Annotated in this window: 19 protein-coding genes; 8 read left to right on the top strand and 11 right to left on the bottom strand. The window is 72.7% G+C overall.

Annotated features, from left to right (window positions below; genetic code table 11):
* Positions 1 to 6: 6 nt before the first annotated feature.
* A complete protein-coding gene (locus IG84_RS0131935) occupies positions 7 to 2,133 on the bottom strand; it encodes a DUF5107 domain-containing protein (RefSeq protein WP_051862693.1) in 2,127 nt (708 codons plus the stop codon).
* A 297-nt stretch (positions 2,134 to 2,430) separates the two neighbouring features.
* Between IG84_RS0131935 and IG84_RS0131930 the strand changes: the two genes are divergently transcribed.
* Positions 2,431 to 2,766 (top strand): DUF6204 family protein, encoded by a 336-nt coding sequence (locus IG84_RS0131930; RefSeq protein ID WP_031064960.1) that lies wholly within the window; start codon positions 2,431 to 2,433, stop codon positions 2,764 to 2,766.
* A gap of 24 nt (positions 2,767 to 2,790) precedes the next feature.
* Here the strand turns inward: IG84_RS0131930 and IG84_RS0131925 are convergent, their stop codons facing one another.
* Entirely contained in the window at positions 2,791 to 3,384 is a 594-nt protein-coding gene (locus tag IG84_RS0131925; protein WP_051862691.1) for a GNAT family N-acetyltransferase, read from the bottom strand.
* Between the two features lie 129 nt (positions 3,385 to 3,513).
* Positions 3,514 to 4,926 (bottom strand): CoA transferase, encoded by a 1,413-nt coding sequence (locus IG84_RS0131920; protein WP_031064955.1) that lies wholly within the window; start codon positions 4,924 to 4,926, stop codon positions 3,514 to 3,516.
* A gap of 355 nt (positions 4,927 to 5,281) precedes the next feature.
* On the opposite strand from IG84_RS0131920, the gene IG84_RS0131915 reads away from it, so the two are divergent.
* From IG84_RS0131915 to IG84_RS0131900, 4 genes are all read left to right on the top strand, one after another.
* Positions 5,282 to 6,505 (top strand): cytochrome P450, encoded by a 1,224-nt coding sequence (locus IG84_RS0131915; protein ID WP_031064950.1) that lies wholly within the window; start codon positions 5,282 to 5,284, stop codon positions 6,503 to 6,505.
* A gap of 157 nt (positions 6,506 to 6,662) precedes the next feature.
* Positions 6,663 to 6,869: a ferredoxin gene (locus IG84_RS0131910; RefSeq protein ID WP_031064946.1), complete on the top strand. Its 207-nt coding sequence runs from the start codon at positions 6,663 to 6,665 to the stop codon at positions 6,867 to 6,869.
* 331 nt (positions 6,870 to 7,200) lie between these two features.
* Positions 7,201 to 7,503, top strand: coding sequence for an ArsR/SmtB family transcription factor (locus IG84_RS0131905; RefSeq protein WP_031064942.1), 303 nt, complete (start codon positions 7,201 to 7,203; stop codon positions 7,501 to 7,503).
* Positions 7,500 to 7,892, top strand: a complete 393-nt coding sequence (locus IG84_RS0131900; protein ID WP_031064940.1) for a VOC family protein — start codon at positions 7,500 to 7,502, stop codon at positions 7,890 to 7,892. Before IG84_RS0131905 ends, IG84_RS0131900 begins: the two co-directional genes overlap by 4 nt.
* Before the next feature lie 27 nt (positions 7,893 to 7,919).
* Here IG84_RS0131900 and IG84_RS0131895 read toward each other — a convergent pair whose 3' ends face one another.
* Positions 7,920 to 9,764, bottom strand: coding sequence for a CocE/NonD family hydrolase (locus tag IG84_RS0131895; protein WP_245659678.1), 1,845 nt, complete (start codon positions 9,762 to 9,764; stop codon positions 7,920 to 7,922).
* Between the two features lie 123 nt (positions 9,765 to 9,887).
* Positions 9,888 to 10,751: an alpha/beta fold hydrolase gene (locus IG84_RS0131890; protein WP_051862689.1), complete on the bottom strand. Its 864-nt coding sequence runs from the start codon at positions 10,749 to 10,751 to the stop codon at positions 9,888 to 9,890.
* A 77-nt stretch (positions 10,752 to 10,828) separates the two neighbouring features.
* Here IG84_RS0131890 and IG84_RS0131885 point away from each other — a divergent pair, with 77 nt between their 5' ends.
* Entirely contained in the window at positions 10,829 to 11,182 is a 354-nt protein-coding gene (locus IG84_RS0131885) for a MerR family transcriptional regulator (protein WP_031064932.1), read from the top strand.
* A gap of 72 nt (positions 11,183 to 11,254) precedes the next feature.
* On the opposite strand, the gene IG84_RS0131880 is transcribed toward IG84_RS0131885, so the two are convergent.
* The 4 genes from IG84_RS0131880 to IG84_RS0131865 all read right to left on the bottom strand — a co-directional run bounded on the left by IG84_RS0131880 (position 11,255) and on the right by IG84_RS0131865 (position 16,506).
* The gene (locus IG84_RS0131880) at positions 11,255 to 12,187 is read right to left on the bottom strand and encodes a S66 peptidase family protein (protein WP_382467533.1); all 933 of its coding nucleotides are present in this window, start codon (positions 12,185 to 12,187) and stop codon (positions 11,255 to 11,257) included.
* 2 nt (positions 12,188 to 12,189) lie between these two features.
* The gene (locus tag IG84_RS0131875) at positions 12,190 to 14,202 is read right to left on the bottom strand and encodes a S9 family peptidase (RefSeq protein ID WP_031064927.1); all 2,013 of its coding nucleotides are present in this window, start codon (positions 14,200 to 14,202) and stop codon (positions 12,190 to 12,192) included.
* A gap of 65 nt (positions 14,203 to 14,267) precedes the next feature.
* A complete protein-coding gene (locus IG84_RS0131870; protein WP_031064924.1) occupies positions 14,268 to 15,668 on the bottom strand; it encodes a M20/M25/M40 family metallo-hydrolase in 1,401 nt (466 codons plus the stop codon).
* A 4-nt stretch (positions 15,669 to 15,672) separates the two neighbouring features.
* Complete coding sequence (locus IG84_RS0131865; protein ID WP_031064922.1) at positions 15,673 to 16,506, bottom strand: M55 family metallopeptidase; 834 nt, start codon at positions 16,504 to 16,506, stop codon at positions 15,673 to 15,675.
* Positions 16,507 to 16,649: 143 nt separating this feature from the next.
* On the opposite strand from IG84_RS0131865, the gene IG84_RS0131860 reads away from it, so the two are divergent.
* Complete coding sequence (locus IG84_RS0131860) at positions 16,650 to 17,081, top strand: protein-tyrosine phosphatase family protein (RefSeq protein ID WP_031064919.1); 432 nt, start codon at positions 16,650 to 16,652, stop codon at positions 17,079 to 17,081.
* A gap of 69 nt (positions 17,082 to 17,150) precedes the next feature.
* Here the strand turns inward: IG84_RS0131860 and IG84_RS0131855 are convergent, their stop codons facing one another.
* Complete coding sequence (locus tag IG84_RS0131855; RefSeq protein ID WP_031064916.1) at positions 17,151 to 17,786, bottom strand: LysE family translocator; 636 nt, start codon at positions 17,784 to 17,786, stop codon at positions 17,151 to 17,153.
* 121 nt (positions 17,787 to 17,907) lie between these two features.
* Here IG84_RS0131855 and IG84_RS0131850 point away from each other — a divergent pair, with 121 nt between their 5' ends.
* Complete coding sequence (locus IG84_RS0131850; RefSeq protein ID WP_031064914.1) at positions 17,908 to 18,360, top strand: Lrp/AsnC family transcriptional regulator; 453 nt, start codon at positions 17,908 to 17,910, stop codon at positions 18,358 to 18,360.
* 79 nt (positions 18,361 to 18,439) lie between these two features.
* On the opposite strand, the gene IG84_RS0131845 is transcribed toward IG84_RS0131850, so the two are convergent.
* Positions 18,440 to 18,847, bottom strand: coding sequence for a DUF779 domain-containing protein (locus IG84_RS0131845; protein ID WP_031064911.1), 408 nt, complete (start codon positions 18,845 to 18,847; stop codon positions 18,440 to 18,442).
* Between the last annotated feature and the right edge of the window lie 108 nt (positions 18,848 to 18,955).

Raw genomic sequence — 18,955 nt, 5'->3', positions numbered from 1 at the left:
GCCTGATCATTCCGTTCGCCGCTCGTACGGGTGACTTCCTGCCCGGGAGCCGTGGAGTCGGGCCGGTCGCATTCGGTACTCGTACCGCTCCGGGAGCGGGTGGGCGGCGCGAGCCCGGGCGCGTACCTCGTCCGTGACCGGGCCGTCCCCGGCGACGAGCCGTTCGGCGATCGCGTACCAGGTGTCACTGAGCGTTTCGTCGCCCTCGCGGAGGTCCGCGACCTCGAAGCCCTCGTCGAAGACCGCGCGGGCGCCGGGCGCGTCGCCCTGGGCGAGCAGGACCTGCGCGGCCAGCAGGCGGAAGCGGCCGCGTGCACGGTCCGCGGGGTGCAACCGGGCGAGGACGGTGGCCGCGTCGTCGGCGCGGTCGGCCGCGATCAGCGCGGGCACCGCCTCGCGGGCGAGCGCGGGCAGTACGGTGCGCCGCACCTCGTCCGTCTCTGTGTCGGCCTGCTTGGCGGCCTGCTTGCCGGCCTCCCCCGCGCAGGCGACCGCTTCGGCGTACCGCTGCGCCGCCCGGGCCGTCTCGCCCGCCGCGGCCTCCGCGACCGCCAGGCAGTACAGCGGCCAGCAGCTCCGGCCGTGGGCGAGCGCGCGTTCCCAGCTTCGGACGGCCTGGACGCGGTCGCCCGCGTGCCACTGGGCGACACCCAGGTGGTAGTCGGACGACGGGCTCGGGCGCGCGGATTCGAGGAGGTCGCGCCAGGGCGGGGCGACCAGCGACGTGCCCGGTACGCCTGGTGCGCCCGGCCTGTCCGGGTGCCCGGCCGGCTGCCTGTCCGGGAGGTCGCCGGTGCGCAGCAGCTCCAGCCAGGGCCGTTGTTCCTCGCCCAGGGTGTCCTCGGTGAACGGCGTGCCCGGCAGGTCGTACCCGGCGCGGGCCACCTCCAGCGCGCCCCAGCCGGAGCCGGTGGCGAGCCGCTCCTTCGGTTCGAGGTCGGCGTACGGCCGCCAGGCGGCGTACGCGGCGGCCACGTCGGCGCGCGGCAGCACCGCTTCGAGCCGGTCCGCGACCTCACCACGGGCCGCGCTCCAGTCCGCCCCGTGCACCGTTTCCGGGTCGGCGGCCAGCGGCCCGTACGCCTCCAGCCACGCGAACTCCGCCCCGCCTTCGAGGGGTACGTGCTCCAACTGAGTGCGCGCCAGCCCGGCCTGGATCTCGGCGTACCCGGGGGTGCCCGGCTCGGTCAGCCACTCCTGCCAGTGCCGCCCGGCCCGGCCGGCGCCCCACAGGAAGAGCTTGCGGCCGCGCAGGGTGTCGGTGGAGGTGTGCACGAGGCCGTGGCCCTCGGCGTCGAGGGAGGCGATCCAGGGCCGGTCGCCGGGCGCGATCTCGTAGAAGTAGTCGGCGGGGTACTCGCTGCGCAGCGGGTACGTGCGGTCGGCGCCGCCCGACTCGGGGACCGGGACGCGGCGCAGCGTGCGCTCGTACCCGAAGTGCCACGCCTCGTCGGCGGGGGCGAGGACGCGGGTGACCGCGTCTTCCGGGACCGCGATGTTGGACCACCAGTAGACGGGGACGGTGTGGTGGTGGAGATTCTGTATGCGAACGCCCACATACAGAAAGTCGGATCCGTCCGGCAGCCAGAGGTCGACCTGGAAGGGCAGGTCGCGCAGCCGCTCCCACTCCCACAGGCGCAGCATCTCCCCGCCGTCCGGCGCCGGCACCCGCGCGGCGTGCACGGGGGCGCAGGAGAGCGTGGTGTGCCCGGTCGCGCCGATGTTCCATTCGATGCCGCCGGAGAACCACGCGCCGTTGAGCGCGAAGTCGGCGGGCTGGAACACGGGGTTGCGGTAGAGCAGTTCGCGTCCGGTGGGCTTGTGGTGCAGCGAGTGAACGCGGCCGCCGAGGCCCGGCAGGACGGTGGCGCGCAGCCGGTCGTTCTCGATCACGAGCGCGTCGAGGTCGGTACGGGTGCGGTCGCGGCCGTAACCGTCCCTGCGGTGTACGGGCAGCAGGGAGTCCAGCGGCCGGTAGGCGAGCTGCCGGGCCATGTCGGCGGGCACGCCCGCGTCCTCGGGGACGGTGACGCGGTGCACGTCACGGGGGCCGGCCAGCGCGGGGAGCGGGTTGTCGGGGCCGACGGCCGCCGCGGGCAGGGAGAGGGTGGTGCGTCGCACACTCGTGGCCACAGCGCCTCGCAGTCGGACCGGGCCGCCCCGGTCACGGCGGCCGTCTGGTGACCATGGAACCCGCTCCCGGCCGTGCTGAACAGGGCGTCCTCCGGTCAGGGTTGCGCAAAAAGAATTCGCACGACAGGGCGAAGGGAAATGATGGATGCTGGCCCCGTACACCGTACGAGGCACACCGCATGAGGCAGACCGCATACCGCGGACCGTGTGCCGCAGACGGTGTGCCGCGGACCGGATGGCACAGACCGTATGCCGCTGACGGGCGGCGCGGCGAAGACGAGGACGAGGGCGGACGAGATGGCCACCGAGCACACCTACCGCGTGATCGTGCGCGGCAAGTGGGACGGGCTGACCGAGGAGGGCAGGGCGCGGCTGCGGGCCGAGGCCGACGAACAGGGCCTGGCGCAGCTCCGGTTCACGCCCGAGGGGTCACTCGCGTGCGACCCCTCGATGACGTCCTTCGCGTACCGGTACGTCGTCGTCTCGGACGCGGCGGACGGCGAGGAGATGGCGGCCGCGCTCGCCGAGGAGAAGGCCGAGCACGCGCTGCGCGCCGCCGGGTACGGCTACCGCGACCTGCGCTCCTCGGCCACGGACATGGACACGATGAAGATCAACCGGAAGCGGCGCTGAGGGGGCGGGCCGGCGATGCGGGGATCACGGGCCTTCCGGGGGCATCATCTCGCTGGTGATGGCCCAGCGCTCGTGATCCCGCCAGGCCCCGTCGATGAAGAGGAAGTCGGGCGAGTAGCCCTCCTTGCGGAAGCCGTTGCGGCGGGCGAGCGCGATCGAGGCGGTGTTCTCCGGCTGGACGTTGACCTCGATGCGGTGCAGGCCGAGCGGCCCGAAGGCGTACCGCAGGATCAGTTGCAGCCCCTCGCTCATCAGCCCGCGGCCCGCGGCGTGCGCGAAGGCGCCGTAGCCGGCCGCGCCGCAGCGGAAGGCGCCGTGCACGATGTTGTTGATCGTGAGGTAGCCCGCGATCCCGCCGCCGTCCTGGAGGTCGCAGATCAGGAAGCCCGCGCGCGAGGGGTCCTGCAGCCGGGCGTAGTACGCGTCGTAGGACGACTCGTCGGCGGGCGGGAAGAGCCAGGGCCGGTGCAGTTCCACACTCTCCCGCACCCGTGCGGTGAACTCCGCGCGGTCCGTCCGCCGGAACGGCCGGATGCCCACGCGGTGGCCGCGGGCGAGGTACGGGTCGGGCTCCCCCGCGGCGACGGGCGCGGGCACGAGGTGTCGGTCGTCGGCCATCGTCGGATGATATCGGTCAGGTGTGCGGGGTGCGGTGTGCGTTCGGGGGGCGTGTCCCCGGAGCGCGTGTCCCCGGAGCCGTCCCGCGTCGTGCCGGCCCGGGCGCCGGCGGGTCCGGAAGCCCGGTTCTCACCACCACACGGGTACGTCGCTGCCCCAATTGCTCGGCGGGCGCGACCAGTTGACCGGGCCGTCGGCGAAGGAGACCGGCGGCAGGGCGTGCCGGAGGCGGCCCATGGGGCTGTCGGCGTCGGCGAGCCGGGCCTCCGGGTCGAACGCGTCGGCGGTGCCGGGAGCGACGGGGGCGCGCCGCGGCAGGACGTCGGTGAGCAGCGCGGCGGTCTGCGTGAGGGCGAGCGTCGCCAGGCGCGAGCCGCCCGTACGGGACCGCTCGGTGAGCGCCCGCAGCACGGCGGCGGCCAGCAGGTAGCCGGTGCCGTGGTCCAGCGCCTGGGCGGGCAGCACGCCAGGAGTGCCGTCGGCCGCCGCCTCGGTCATGGCGATGCCGGTGGCGGCCTGGACGAGGCTGTCGAAGCCGCGGCGGGCGCCCCACGGGCCGTAGTCGCCCCAGGCGGACAGTCGCGCGATGACGATGCCGGGGCGGCGCTCGGCGAGCACTTCCGGGGCCAGCCCGAAGCGGTCCAGGGCGCCCGGCCGGTAGCCGGTGACGACCACGTCGGCCAGCGCCAGCAGCTCCTCGAAGGACGCCCGCCCGGCCCGCGCGCCGAGATCCAGTACGGCGGAACGTTTCCCGAAGCCGGTGTCGCCGTGCGTGTCCCGGCTCTCCGGCAGGCCGGGCGCGTCGATGCGCAGCACGTCGGCGCCGAGCAGCGCGAGCGTACGGGTGGCGACCGGCCCGGCGAGCACTCGCGTCAGGTCCAGTACGCGCAGCCCGGCGGCGGGCAGCAGCGGGTCGCCGGCCAGCCCCGGCGGCCGGACCGGCGGCGTGGCGGCGCCGAGCGGCGCGAGGGTGAGCAGCGGGCGGCCGGCCACGGCGGCACCCTGCGGGTGGGCGGCCCACTCCTTAGCGTCCCGTACGGCGACGGCCAGGCCGCCCGCCGCGTACACCGTCTCCTCGACCTCCTTGGCCCTCCGGCCCGCGAGCTCGGCCGCGAGCGCATCGGGTCCGGCGTCACCGGGCAGGCCGAGGGCGGCGAGCAGGCGGTCGCGGTGGTGCGGGTAATTGGCGTGGGTACGCAGTCGGCCGTCGGCGGTGTCCCAGAAACCGGAGAGCGGCGCGAAGGCCGTGGGCGCCCGGCCGTCGATGCGCAGGTGGCGCTCGCTGAGGAAGGCGGTGGCCACGGCGCCGTCGTCGACGGTCACGGTGGGCACGGGACCGCCGGTACGGGCCGCGGCGAGTTCCGCGCCGGCCAACGCGCAGACCGCGACGGCCGTCCTGGCCAGGTCCATGACCGGCAGCCGCGCGGGCAGCAGTCCGCGCGCGCCGCCGTACCGCACCCGTCCGGTCAGTCCGGCCGGACCGCCGAGCGCTGCCCAGGCCAGGGCCGTCGCGTCACCTCGGTACCCCGTGTCGTCGTCCATCCCGCCAGTGTGGCACTGAGTGCCATCCACGAGAAGAGCAACGCCCCACGGCGGCGGACGGGACGGGATCGGCCTGAACCGCTCGCCGCATCCGGCACATCTCGGCCACGTCCGGCGCGAACCCGCGGCACCGCAAACGGCCCCGCGCCACTCCCCCACGCCACGGAACGAGCCCCGGCACACGCCCCGGCCCCGGGATTCCGCCCAGTACGGACCACTTCGCCGCGCCCTACCAGACGAAATTGTCAACTCGCGGCAAAAATAGGCTAGTTGGCTGAACATAGCGTAGCGATATCTACCGACATGGCATGAAATAGGCAATGGCACACCCGAGTTAGCGCACCGGAGGTACGCCGTGTCGGAAGCCATATCGGAAGCGGTCACGGAAACCGTCGAGTTTCCGCAGGACCGCACCTGTCCCTACCACCCGCCCACCGCCTACGCGCCCCTGCGCGAACAGGGGCCGCTCGCCCGTATCCACCTCTACGACGGCCGGGAGGTGTGGGTTGTGACAGGGCACGCCGAAGCGCGCGCTCTGCTCACCGACCAGCGGCTGTCGTCCGACCGGCTGAACCCCGACTTCCCGATGCCCAGCGCCCGGTTCGAGGGCCTGCGCGACGAGACGCGCAAGAGCCGCGCCATGCTCCTCGGGGTGGACGACCCCGAGCACAACGTCCAGCGGCGGATGCTGATCCCGAGCTTCGGCCTGAAGCGGATCGCGGCGCTGCGCCCGCGCATCCAGCAGATTGTCGACCGGCTACTGGATGACATGGCGGCCGCCGGGCAGCCCGCCGAGCTGGTCTCGGCGTTCGCCCTGCCCGTGCCGTCCATGGTCATCTGCGAGCTGCTCGGCGTCCCGTACGCCGACCACGAGTTCTTCGAGGACGCGTCGCGGCGGCTGCTGCGCGGCCCGACCGCGGACGACTCCCGGAAGGCCCTGGACGACCTGGAGGAGTACTTCCGCGAACTGATCATCCGGAAGGAGGCCGAGCCGGGCGACGGGCTGCTCGACGAGCTGATCGCCGACCGGCTGCGCACCGGCGACCTGGCGCACGACGAGTTGGTCGGCATGGCGATGATCCTGCTGGTGGCCGGGCACGAGACGACCGCCAACATGATCTCGCTCGGTGTGTTCACCCTGTTGCAGCAGCCGGAGAAACTGGCAGCGCTGCGCGCGGATCCCTCGCTGATGCCCACCGCGGTCGAGGAGCTGCTGCGGTACCTCTCCATCGCGGACGGGATGCTGCGGGTGGCGACCGAGGACATCGAGATCGGCGGCGTGACGATCGAGAAGGGCGACGGCGTGGTGTTCTCCACCTCGCTCGTCAACCGTGACGCCACGGCGTACGAGTCGCCGGACGAGCTGGACTGGAACCGCTCCGCGCGGCACCACGTCGCCTTCGGGTTCGGCATCCACCAGTGCCTGGGGCAGAACCTGGCCCGCGCCGAGCTGGAGATCGCGCTGCACACGCTCTTCACCCGGTTCCCCGGCCTGCGCCTCGCGGCGCCCGCCGAGGAGATCCCGTTCAAGCCCGGCGACACCCTCCAGGGCATGGTGGAACTCCCCGTCGCCTGGTAGCAGTTGACTCTGCAGTACCGCCATCGCGCAGTACGGATCAACGCGCAGTACCGCTCACCGCACCACCGGAGCCGGCCCCGTCCCCGACACGGCAGCACCACCACCGCGCCGGGCCGGCCCCTCCCCCACAAGCCACCCACGGACTCAGGGACCGACCATGCCGACCACCCAGCACATCAGCATCGACACGGACCGCTGCATCGGCTCGGGCCAGTGCGCTCTCACCGCGCCCAAGACCTTCACACAGGACGACGAGGGCTTCAGCGCGCTCCGCCCGCACGCCGAGGACGCCCCCGCCGACCCCCTCGTGCGCGAGGCCGCCCGCGCCTGCCCGGTACAGGCGATCACGGTGCAGGACGACTGAGAGCCCGCGGCCATAAGACCACCAGGCTCGGCCGCAACCGGATCACCGGCGAGAGCGGGGGCAGGACGCACGACGCGCGAAAAGGACGAAGGCACGGCTGCCCGGCCAAAGCCTCGCTTACCCGGTCGGCGTAGCCGGCCGCGACCGTGTCGCAGGAGCTCCGGGCGCCTGGCGACCAGCGGCCCGCGTCCATGCCCCGACACCGTACGGCACCTCCCTGCTGGGGTGACCTGCCCCGTGCCCCCACCCGGCCCCCTGACCGCGGGCCTTTTCGGGTTGCGGCGCAGGTCTCGACTTGATAGGCAAGTGAGTACTTGCCTATCCTGCAGTCGTGGCCGACGACCTTTTCAAAGCCTTGGCCGACCCCACCCGCCGCACCATCCTCGACGAGCTCGCGGAGAGGTCCGGACAGACACTGTTCGAGATCTGCGCGCGACTGAGCATGAAGCATCAACTCGGCATCTCGCGCCAGGCGGTCTCCCAGCACCTCGCCGTGCTGGAGGCCGCCGGGCTCCTCGAGACCAGGCGGGAGGGCCGTTACAAGTTCCACGACCTGAATACAGCGCCGCTGCGGCAGATCGCCGAGCGATGGCTCGCCACCGACACATCCGGCCCGGAGGAGAACACCCCATGAAGATTCATCTGACCAGCGTCTTCGTCGACGACCAGACCAAGGCTCTGCACTTCTACACCGAGATCCTCGGCTTCGTGAAGAAGCACGACGTCCCGGTGGGCGAGACGGACCGGTGGCTGACCGTCGTCTCGCCCGACGAGCCCGGCGGCACCGAACTCCTCCTGGAGCCTGCCGGCCACCCGGCCGCCAAGACCTACCGTGACACGCTCGTCACGGACGGCATCCCGCTCGCCCAGTTCGCCGTCGATGACGTGAAGGCGGAGTACGAGCGCCTGAGTGGCCTCGGCGTCCGCTTCACCCAGGAGCCCCTCGAGATGGGCCCCGTCACCACCGCCGTCTTCGACGACACCTGCGGCAACCTGATCCAGATCGCGACACAGCCGCAGTAGGCGGTCGACCGCGAGCGGGACGGCCAACTACCGCCCTGCAAGCGGCAGTTCGAGTGTGCCCGTGTCCTCGGGCGCGCTGGTGACGGTCACCGGCTTGATGCCGCGGTTGCCGTAGTACGCCGTGTCGCTCGCCGCGATGACGAACCGCAGGCGGTGGCCGGGCTGGTAGCGGTGCACGATGGCGGGCAGCTCGACGGTGAACGGGCGGGTCACGTCGGGCACCCGCGCGGGCGCCACGAGCCGGTGCACGAGCGTCTTGGAGCCGTCCGGCGCGATGTCGTACAGCTTGGCGAAGAGCACCAGCTTGTCGGCCGCGTCGCCGGAGTTCTGCACCCGCTCGGTGCGCGGCGAGACGACCTTCAGGGTCGCCTTCGGAGCGCCCACCACATCGACGGGCGCGCCCTCGACCGGCTCGGAGGTCCAGCCAAGGTAGGTCCCCGTCAGGTCGTACGGCTCGGGGTCTTTGAGCCCGATGAGCCCGGCCAGCGAGCTCTCCGAGTGGCTGGTGGGCAGCAGCCCGTTGCGGTACTCACGGCTGCCGCGCGCCACCTTCGACCGGTTGTCGACGAGCTTGCCGTCGCCGGAGAGGTACAGCTTCCAGGCGTCGCCGCTCGCGGGGAAGGTGGCCGAGGTGCCGTACGTCTGCCCGACCGGCATCCAGTCCCGGTAGTAGGCGAACGCGGGCCCGGTGTCGGTGCCCTCCTTGTGCTGAAGGTAGCGGTCGAACCAGGCCAGGATGCGCTGCCCGACGTAGCTGGTCTCCAAGTTCCCTTTGCCGAGGTTCAGTTCGCCGGAGGCCGGGTCGGTCATGCCGCCGCTGTGGCCCCAGGACTGCCAGATCATCTTGGCCTCGGTGCCCTGCGCCGTGAGCGTCCGGTAGGTGGCCGCCGCTTCGTTGAGGTTGAAGAGGCTGTCCGCCTGGCCCTGGACCAGCAGAGTCGGCGCCTTGACGGACTTCAGGTACGAGACGGGGCTGACGCTGCGTGCGTAGTCGAGGATCGACTGCTTACTGTCGTCGGTATACCGGCCCGAGTCCAGCCAGCGCTTGGTCTCGCACGCCTTGGCGACGAAGTGCAGACAGCCGGCGCCGCCGAGCCGGGACGGGTCCAGGCTCGGGTTGAGCAGCCCCTGCGCCTCGCCGATGAGGAAGAACCCATTGGTCCACTGGTGCTTGTACACACCGGGGACGTCGTTGCTGACGCTGCCCGCCGGCTGGTCGGCATTGTTGGGGTCCAGGGCGTACGCCAGGTCGTTCCAGGTGATCAGGGGGACGAGGGCGTCCACTCGATGGTCGACGGCGGCCGTGGCCATCTGGATGGCGCCGCCGTACGAGCCGCCGATCATGCCGACGCGCGGGTCGGCGACGTTCTCGCCTGTCCTTGCGACCTTCCCGCCCCCACCGTCCTTCGTCACGTAGTCGACGCGGGTGCCGTCGTCGGCGGTGCGCGTACCGGCGAGGAAGTCGATGAGCTGACTGGCCGCCTGTCCGTCGATCCGCGGGTCGTCGAGCGAGATCGGGCAGCCGGACTTGCCGAAGCCGAGGCCGGAATAGGCCAGGCCGACGTAGCCGCGTTCGGCGAAGGCCCGGGCGGTGGCGGCGGTGGAGCCGTCCGCCTTGCTGCCGCCGAAGCCGTTGGTGGTCAGCACGGCGGGGGCGGGGTGGGCCGCGTCGACGCCGGCCGGGCGGTAGAGATCGGCGTCCACCGTGCAGTCGCGGTCGCCGGCCCGCACGGTCAGCTTCACGGCGGTGACCTGGTACGGGTCGGCGGCCGCTGCCGCCGGCGCCGCGAGCGCGAGCGGGCTTGCCAGAGAGGCGGCGGCCAACAGGGCGAGGGACGTGCGCAGAACGGGGCGGGACACTGCTGGGTACACGCTGACCTCCACAGAGACACGCCATACCTACCAGTCAGTACGGCGCGCTCATGGTCCGGCATGCATTTCGGACATGTCAACGGAGTTGACAGGAGTTATTACCGGCCGGTCAGTTACCGCTGGTCACAGGGGAGTTGGCGGCGCCGGAGCTGACCGGAGCGCGGAGTTGACCGGCGCCGGAAGAGGGAGAGCGCCGAGGAACGCGCGGACGTGCCGCAGCCACGTCATACGGTCGACCTCATTCAGAATGTGGGCGGCGCCGGGCAGTTCGATCAGCTCGGCGCCCGCGATGCCGGCCGCCAGGCGGTACGAGCTGTCGGGGAGGACCAGCCTGTCGCCCATCGGGGCCACCACCAGCGTGGGCGCGGACACCTTCGCGAGGTCGGCCCGGACGTCCGCCCGGGACACCAGGTCGAAGTGGTCCACCATCCCCGGCGGCATCCCGGCCAGGGTCTCAGCCACCAGTGCGTCGAGGTCGGACGGCGCCAGGTCCGCCAGGTCCGTCCGCGACAGGCACGACACACAGGCGAGCCGAGCCACGTCTTCCCACCGTCCCGCAGCCGCGAGGGACTTGACGAGCCGGGCGGCCAGTGCCAGGACCGGGTCCGCGACCGGGAAGCCGGCGGTGAGGACGAGCGCCCCGACCCGTGCGGGATGCCGGGTGGCGATCCGGACGGCCACGGCGCTCCCGAGCGACTCGCCGAGTACGGCGAACGACTCCTGGCCCGCAGCGACGGCGGCGGCGACCAGTTGGTCGGCGAGTACGTCCAGGTCCAGGGGCTCGGTGGCGGCGGGCGAGCCACCCGAGCCCGGATAGTGCGGGCCGATGAGGGTGTGGTCGCGGGCGAGATCGTCGAGGACCAGGCCGAAGTTGCCGGCGATGCCGCCGCCCGCGCCGTGCGCGAGCAGCAGTGCGGGACCGCTGCCCTGGACGACGACGTCGAGGTGAGGGGTGGGAAGTGCGTGCTCCGAGTGCTCAGCGTTCATGCCGGTGACGCTAAACTCTGACATCAGTGTCAGAGTCAAGTCGCGGCGCCGGAAGGCGGACCACGGAGGCGCATCACGTGCGGATGAAGGAGATGGTCCGGCGCACGGGAGTCCACGAGCGGCTGCTGCGTTACTACGAACAGCAGGGGCTGCTGACACCGCAGCGGCTGGCGAGCGGCTACCGGGTCTACGACGAGTCGGACGTCGAAACGGTGCACCGCATCCGCTGTCTGCTGGCGGCGGGGCTGACGACCTCGCTGATCGCGGAGGTACTGCCCTGCATCCGTACGGACGACGGCCGCCTCCTCCCCACCTGCCCGGACCTGGTCGCCCGGCTGGAGCAGGAGAGGGAGCGGATCAGCCGGGCCATCGGCGAGCTGCAGGCGTCCCGGACGATGCTCGACGAGGTCATCGCCGCCAAGCCCGGCTGACGGCCCGCGCCGGGCGGCTTGTCGTCCGCGCCGGTCGGTTTGTCGTCGGCGCCGGAGACCCGGGCGGGTGCCTCAGGTCAGTGGCGGTACGTCGAAGGTCAGGGTGCACGCGTCCGCGTCGAGCGTGGCCGGTACACCCAGCGGAATCGTCAGCGCCGAGTCCCCGTGCCCGAAGCCGAATTCCTCGACGACGGGCACCCCGAGGCCGCCCAGCCGGTCCATCAGCACCGCGCGGACCCGCTCGTACGGGCCACAGCGTGCCCAGGAGCCGAGCAGGACGCCGGCCACGCCGGTCAGCGTGCCGGAGCGCAGCAGTTGGGTCAGCGCGCGGTCGATGGCATACGGCGCCTCGCCCACGTCCTCCAGCAGCAGGAGACCGCCGGCCGCGTCCGGGCGCGCGTCCGGCGTGCCCGCCTCGCTCGCCAGCAGCGCGAGGCAGCCGCCGAAGGTGACGCCGTGCGCCCGGCCCGGCATCAGCGTCCGCGCCGTGCCGGGCGCCAGGGTCAGCACGGCCGGGTCCTCGGGGGTGAAGAGCGTGCGCCGAAGATGGTCGCGGGTCGGCTCGTCCTTGAGGAAGATCTCGCCGGCCACCGCGGGACCGTGCAGCGTCGCCACCCCGGCCCGCAGTGCGAACGCCTCGTGCAGGACGGTCACATCGCTGAAGCCGATCAGCGGCTTGGGCGGTGCGGCGCGTATCGCCGCCCAGTCCAGCAGGTCGACCATGCGCTGCGCGCCGTACCCGCCGCGGGCTGCGAACACCGCGGCCACCGCCGGGTCGCACCAGGCGTCCTGGAGATCGCGCGCCCGGCGCTCGTCCGGCGCCGCGAGATACGTCAACTCCGCGTGTCCGGCGCGGGCATGGGGCGCCAGTACCGGGTCGAGGTCCCAGCCGCGCAGGATGTCCAGGCCGGCGTCCAGCCGCTCGGGGGCGACCGGTCCGCTGGGCGCGACGACGGCCACCCGGTCGCCGGGCCGCAGCCGGGGCGGCCGGGTCCCCTGCCGCACGGTCACTTGCCCAGTTCCAGAGTCGGCACGTCCGTACGCGCGATGCCGAAGGTCTGCGCGTACAGGGACAGTTCGGCCTCGACGGCGCGGACGATCGTGTCCTCGCGGCGGAAGCCGTGGCCCTCGCCCTCGAAGGAGAGATACGCGTGCGGGATGCCGCAGCGGGCGACCTCGGCGAGGAACCGCTCGGCCTGCGCGGGCGGGCAGATCACATCGTCCAGGCCCTGGAGCAGCAGGAACGGCACGGAGATCCGGTCCGCTCGATGCAGCGGCGAGCGGTCACGGTACCGGTCGGGGACCTTGGCGAGCGGCCCGACCAGCGACTCCAGATACTGCGACTCGAAGTCGTGGGTCTCGCCGCCGGCCCAGGCCGTCAGGTCCAGGACCGGATAGCTGATCGTGCCGCAGGCGTAGAGGTCGGTGCCGGTCAGCGAGGCCGCGGTGGTCCAGCCGCCCGCGCTGCCGCCCCGGATGGCGAGCCGGGAGCGGTCGGCCGTGTCCTCGTCGGCCAGCGCCCGGGCGACCGCGGCGCAGTCCTCGACGTCCACCACGCCCCACTGCTCGCGCAGCCGCTCGCGGTACTCCCTGCCGTATCCCGTCGAGCCGCCGTAGTTGACCTCCGCGACGCCGAAGCCGCGCGAGGTGAAGTAGGCGATCTCCAGGTCCAGGACGAGCGGGGCGTGGCCGGTGGGGCCGCCGTGCGCCCACACCACGAAGGGAGCGGGCTCGCCGTCCGGCGGGGCGTGGGTGGGGCTGTGCGGCGGGTAGACGTGGGCGTGGATGTCCCGGCCGTCGGGGCCGGTGAAGGTACGGATCTGCGGCTCGGGGTAGTACGCCGGGTCGAGCGCGTCGACGTGCCGGGCGGCAATCACCCGCGAGCGGCCCGTCAGCGTGTCCAGCTCGACGATCTCGTACGCGCTGCGCGGGCTGGCGGCGATGCCGATGACGCGGGTGCCGTGCACGGCGAGCGAGGGGGCCCACTCCGTCCACGGCCCGGCCGCGTCGACGAGCTCGCCGGCGACCGGGTCCAGTATGCCGAGACGGTTCGTGCCGTGGCCGTGGAGCGTGGCGATGGTGCCGCTCTCCAGCGGCAGGAACCAGCGCAGGCCGATCTTCCACAGCGGCCCGCCGAACTCCTCCCGCCGGGCCGGACACAGCCGCCGGCCCGTCGCCTTGCCGCCCTCCGCTCCCGCGGCCGCCGGGTCCGGGTCGGCGCTCCGCAGCTCCCACCAGCCGTCGGCGTCCGAGACGTACAGCAGCGAGCCGTCCGCCGCCCACTCGATCTGCGCGACGGACTCGTCGGGGCCGCCGACCAGGGCGCGGGCGCCGGTGAACGCGCCGTCCCCGGTCACCTCGGCGACCATGGCGACCGTGCCGTCCCAGGGCATACGGGGGTGGTCCCAGGCGATCCAGGCGGCCCGGCCGCCGTCCGGGGAGAGCCGCGGCCCGGTGACGAAGCGGTGCCGGTCGTCGCTCAACTCCCTTATGGAGCCCCGGTCTTCGGCGGCGGAGCCGTCCAGGGGCACGGCGGCGAGCACCCGGCGCACGTCCGTGGGCCCCTCGCCCGTGAACTCCTCCAGCACGCACCACACTTCGCCGCGGCCGGGCAGCACGACCGGGTCCACCCACCGCAGGCCGCCGCCGACGGCGGAGACCGGGGTGAGCGGGCGCGGCTCGCCGCCCCCGTCCGGCGCGTACGCGTACAGCCGCTGGTCGGGGAAGTGGACGAAGACGAGGAGGGGCGCGCCCTCCACGTCCAGGGCGCCGGCCCAGGGCTGGCCGCCGTACTCGATGACCCTGCTGCGGACGTTCCACGGCGGGGGCAGCACCGACTCCTCCGCGCCCTCCGGGGTGCGCCGGACGAGCGCCCGGCGGCCGCCCTCCTCGGGGCGCGGCGCGGTCCACCACACCTCGTCGCCCACCACGCCGAGGTACTCCGGGCGGCCGTCGTGTGCGGCGACCAGCCGGGCGTCGATGGGCGACGGCCAGGCTCCATAGGGCGCCGTGGTCACCATGGCGGTGTTCCTCTCAGTCCGATCGGTCCGTTCGGTCCATGTCAGCGGCGCCCGGCCCGGGGCGGTCACCCCGTGCTGTGCACCAGGAAGTCGTCCAGTACCCGCACACCGAAGTGCAGTGCCTCCACCGGCACCCGTTCGTCGACGCCGTGGAAGAGGGCCTGGTAGTCGAAGCCCTCGGGCAGCTTGAGCGGCGAGAAGCCGTACCCCTTGATGCCCAGCCGGGAGAACTGCTTGGCGTCCGTGCCTCCCGACATGCAGTACGGCACGACCCTGGCCTGCGGGTCGAAGCGCTCGACCGAGGCCCGCATCGCGGCGTACGTCGGCCCGTCCACCGGGGCCTGCAACGCCACCTCGCCGTGGTGGAACTCCCACTCCACATGGGGTCCCGTGAGCCGGTCGAGGGTGGTGCGGAACTCCTCCTCGCCGCCGGGCAGCACCCGCCCGTCCACGAAGGCGGTGGCGCTCCCCGGGATCACATTGACCTTGTAACCGGCGTCCAGCATGGTCGGGTTGGCGCTGTTGCGCACGGTCGGCGCGACCAGGTCGGCGGCCGGGCCGAGGGCTGCGAGCAGCGCGTCGACGTCGCGCGCGAGGTCATGCGGCTCTGTGGCGTCCAGCCGGGCCTCGATGCCGTGCAGAGCGGCCAGCTCGCGCAGCGCGGCGCGGACGGTGGGGGTGAGCCGCACCGGCCATTCGTGCGCGCCGATGCGGGCGATGGCGGCGGCGAGCCGGCTGACCGCATTCGCGCCGTTCACCTTGGAGCCGTGGCCCGCCGTGCCCGTCGCCGTCAGCTTCAGCCAGGCCGTGCCCCGCTCCCCCGCCGCGATCGGGTAGAGCTGCATGCCGTCCCCGGCGTGGAAGGTGAAGGCACCCGACTCGCTGATGCCTTCCGTGCACCCCTCGAAGAGGCCCGGGTGCTCGTCGGCGAGGAAGCCGGAGCCGTCCTCGGCGCTGGCCTCCTCGTCCGCGGTGAAGGCCAGCACGATGTCCCGCCGAGGCCGGACGCCGGCCCGCGCCCAGGCCCGCACGGCGGCCAGCACCATCGCGTCCATGTTCTTCATGTCGATCGCGCCGCGGCCCCAGACCACGCCGTCCCGGACCTCGCCGGAGAACGGGTGCACGCTCCAGTCGTGCGGCGCGGCGGGCACCACGTCCAGATGGCCGTGCACCAGCAGCGCGTCGGCGCCCGGGTCGCTGCCCTCGATACGGGCCACGACATTCGTCCGGCCCGCGCTCCGCTCCAGGAGCGTCGGCTCGATGCCCGCCTCCGCCAGCCGTTCCGCGACGTACTCGGCGGCCGGGCGCTCCAGGCAGTCGCCGTTCCCCCGGTTCGTCGTGTCGATCCGGATCAGCTCGGAGGTGAAGCGGACCACCTCGTCCAGCGCCTGGGCATCCACCGCGCCGTCCTGCCGGATGCCCGGCGCGGGTCTTTCGCCCGCGAGCGCATCCTCCACATCGATCATCTGCTCAGCCATACTGCTCCTCCACGGCGGACGAGACGAGGGTGGTGACCGCCTTGAAGCAGCGGATACCTTCGTACATGGTCGGGCTCTCGTAGCTGACGCGGCGGGTGCCGCTGCGCTCCACGCCCGGCACGCAGGTCGCGGCGCCCACCAAGTGCTCGGCGTCGAACTCCACTTCCACGGTGAACGGACCGCGTCGCACGGGCTCGTGCCGCCGCGCCAGCGCCGCGGCCTCCCGGGCCGCGGCCCGGATGTCGGCGGCCGTGCGCGCGGGCGGGCGGCACACCGCCGCATACCGCGACACGTAGTCCTTCACTGCGATGCCCCGCGCCCCGGGCGCGTACCCCTTGGCGTCCTCGCACGTCCGGTCGTCGCCGGTCACCAGGACCACCGGCACGCCGTACTCCGCGACCACCAGCGCGTTCAGATAGCCCTCGCTCGCCGGGGTCCCGTCGACCCAGACGCCGGTGATCGAATTGGCGAGGTAGGTGTGCGCCAGCACGCCTTCCGTACCGGCGCCCGTGTGATAGCCGACGAAGGCTATGCCGTCCACATCGCCGTGCTGCACGCCCTCGACCATGCTCAGCGACTTGTGCCGCCCGGTGAGCATCTGCGCCCGCTCGTCCAGCTTCTCCAGCAGCAGATTGCGCATCGTCCAATGCGCCTCGTTCACGAGCACGTCATCGGCACCGCCGTCGAAGAATCCGGCGATCGCCGCATTGACGTCGGAGGTGAACATGTGACGGCAGCGCTCCCACTGGCTCGTCCCCGGCAGCACATCCGCAGGCCAGGTCACGCCGGTGGCGCCTTCCATGTCCGCGGAAATGAGGATCTTCATGTGCCGCACGTTACGCGACCGCGCAGGCTCCGACCATGCCTGTGGATAACTCCGGAGGTCCAGACCGATGGCGGTCCCAGGAGCCGTGCGGCGAAGGCCGCGAGCACCACCTTCGGGGCGGCTCGCGCCAGTACGGTGAGTGGGTGAACGAGACGTGGAGCGAGGGCGATACGGGGGTGCTGCGGCTGCCGTCCGGGCGGCTGGTGCGGGGGCGCGGACTGCGGCGGCCGCTGCCGGCCGGGCCGCTGCCGACGTACGCCGTGTACCTGCTCGGCAAGGAGCCGCCCGAGGTGCCCTGGGAGGCGCGGTGGCTGCGCTGGCCGGACTTCTGGCTGCCCAGCGACGGACGGCTGCTCCGGGCGGCGCTCGGCGAGGCGTGGGACCGGGCCGGCGCCGAACGGGTCGAGGTCGCGTGCGACGGCGGCCGGGGACGCACGGGGACGGCGCTGGCGTGCCTCGCCGTACTGGACGGCGTACCGCCGGAGCGCGCGGTGGAGTTCGTCCGCCGGAACTATGACCGCCATGCGGTCGAGACGCCGTGGCAGAAGAGGTACGTCCGGCGCTTCACGGCCTGACGGTGGCCGTTTCCCGGCCTGACGGCGACGGCTGATCGCCCGCCCTGCGGTGGCCGCTGAGCGTTCCGGTCAGGGGGCCAGACGCTCCACCAGGAGCAGCGCGCCGATCAGGAGCATGGCGGCGCCCGAGACGCGGGTGACGGCGCGGGCGACGACCGGCCGGGCGCGCAGCACGGTGCGGGCCAGCACGCCGACGCCCGTGTAGACCGCTCCGCAGTTGGCCATGTGCACCAGGCCCAGTACGGCGATCTGGGCCGCCAGGGGCCAGCCGTTGCCGCTGTCGTGGGCGGCGGCGAACTGCGGGAGCAGGGCCAGGTAGAGCAGCAGCGCCTTGGGGTTGAGGCCGCTGATGCCGGCGCCCTTGAGGAGCCTGGCACCGGGGGCCGCGCCGGCGGGTACGTCGGACGGGTCGGCCGACGCGGGCGCCGCGGGCCGGGCGAGGGTCATGATGCCGAGCCAGATCAGGTACAGGGAGCCGAGCACCGTCAGGGCGGTGAGCACCGCCGGGTTGCTCGCGACCACGGCTGCCACGCCGGCGACGACCACGAGGGTGAGCCCCACATAGCCGAGCATCAGGCCGCCGACCGCCGGGAGGACGGACCGGTCGCGAAGACCGGCGGTGATCGCGTACGCCCAGTCCGCGCCCGGCACGAGGACGAGGAGGACGGACACGGCCCAGAAGGCGGCTATGGAGCTGGCGGCCATGGAGCGGTTCTCTCAGTTCTTTGCTGTCGTGCGGCTTTCCCTGAGAAGAATAGTTGTGAAGCGCCAGAAGGTGTTTCCCTTTATTGCTGCTCAGCGGGCTCCGTGTGGAAGGATTCTCCCCATGGACGACATGGACCGGAAGATCCTTTCGGAGCTGCAGGAGGACGGGCGGCTGACCCTCACGGAGCTGGCGGGCCGGGTGGGGCTCAGCCTCTCGCCGTGCCACCGCCGGCTGCGGGAGCTGGAGCGCAGCGGCGCGATCCACGGCTACCGCGCGATCGTGGACGCCGAGGCGGTCGGGCTGAAGTTCGAGGCGCTCGTCTTCGTGACCATGCGCCAGGAGGACCGCAGTACCGTCTCCGCCTTCGAGGAGGCCGTCGCGGACATCCCCCAGGTGCTGCAGGCGCAGCGCCTCTTCGGCGACCCCGACTACCTGCTGCGCATCGTCAGCGCCGACCTGCCGGCCTTCCAGCGGCTCTACGACGAGAGGCTGGCGACGCTCCCGGGCGTGCAACGGCTCAGCTCCACGCTGGTGATGAAGCACGTCGTGTACGAGCGCCCACTGCCCGCATGACGACGTGTACGCACCGCTGCCCCTACGGCGACGCGGCCGCGCAGCCCGAAGGTGCGCGGCCGCGTACGAAGGCGGGCTCTCAGCCGGACGTGTCGGCTCCCGTGGGGAGCGGCGGCTCGGCCTCGATGTCCGCCAGCTCCTCGTCGGTGAGCAGCCGGGAGCGGATGAGGAAGCGGACCCCCTCGGGGGCCTCCAGCGAGAAGCCGCTGCCCCTGCCCGGCACCACGTCGACGGTGAGGTGGGTGTGCTGCCAGTAGGTGTACTGGTCGGCGCTCATCCAGAAGGGCACGTCGTCATGGAAGACGTGACCCAGCAGGACGTCGGCTCCGCCGACCTTGAACTCACCTCGCGGGTAGCACATCGGGGCACTGCCGTCACAGCAGCCGCCGGACTGGTGGAACATCACCGGACCGTGGGTCTCCGTCAGCCGGGCCACCAGGTCCTCGGCGGCCGGTGTCAGGTCGACGCGTCGGGTGAGGCCGCCCATCAGAAGAACCCGAGCTTCTTCGCCGAGTAGCTGACCAGCAGGTTCTTGGTCTGCTGGTAGTGGTCCAGCATCATCTTGTGGTTCTCCCGGCCGATGCCGGAGTTCTTG

The sequence above is a fragment of the Streptomyces ochraceiscleroticus genome, assembly GCF_000720485.1.
GTDB classification, from domain to species: Bacteria; Actinomycetota; Actinomycetes; order Streptomycetales; family Streptomycetaceae; genus Streptomyces; species Streptomyces ochraceiscleroticus.
This window is presented reverse-complemented; position numbering and strand designations above follow the sequence as displayed.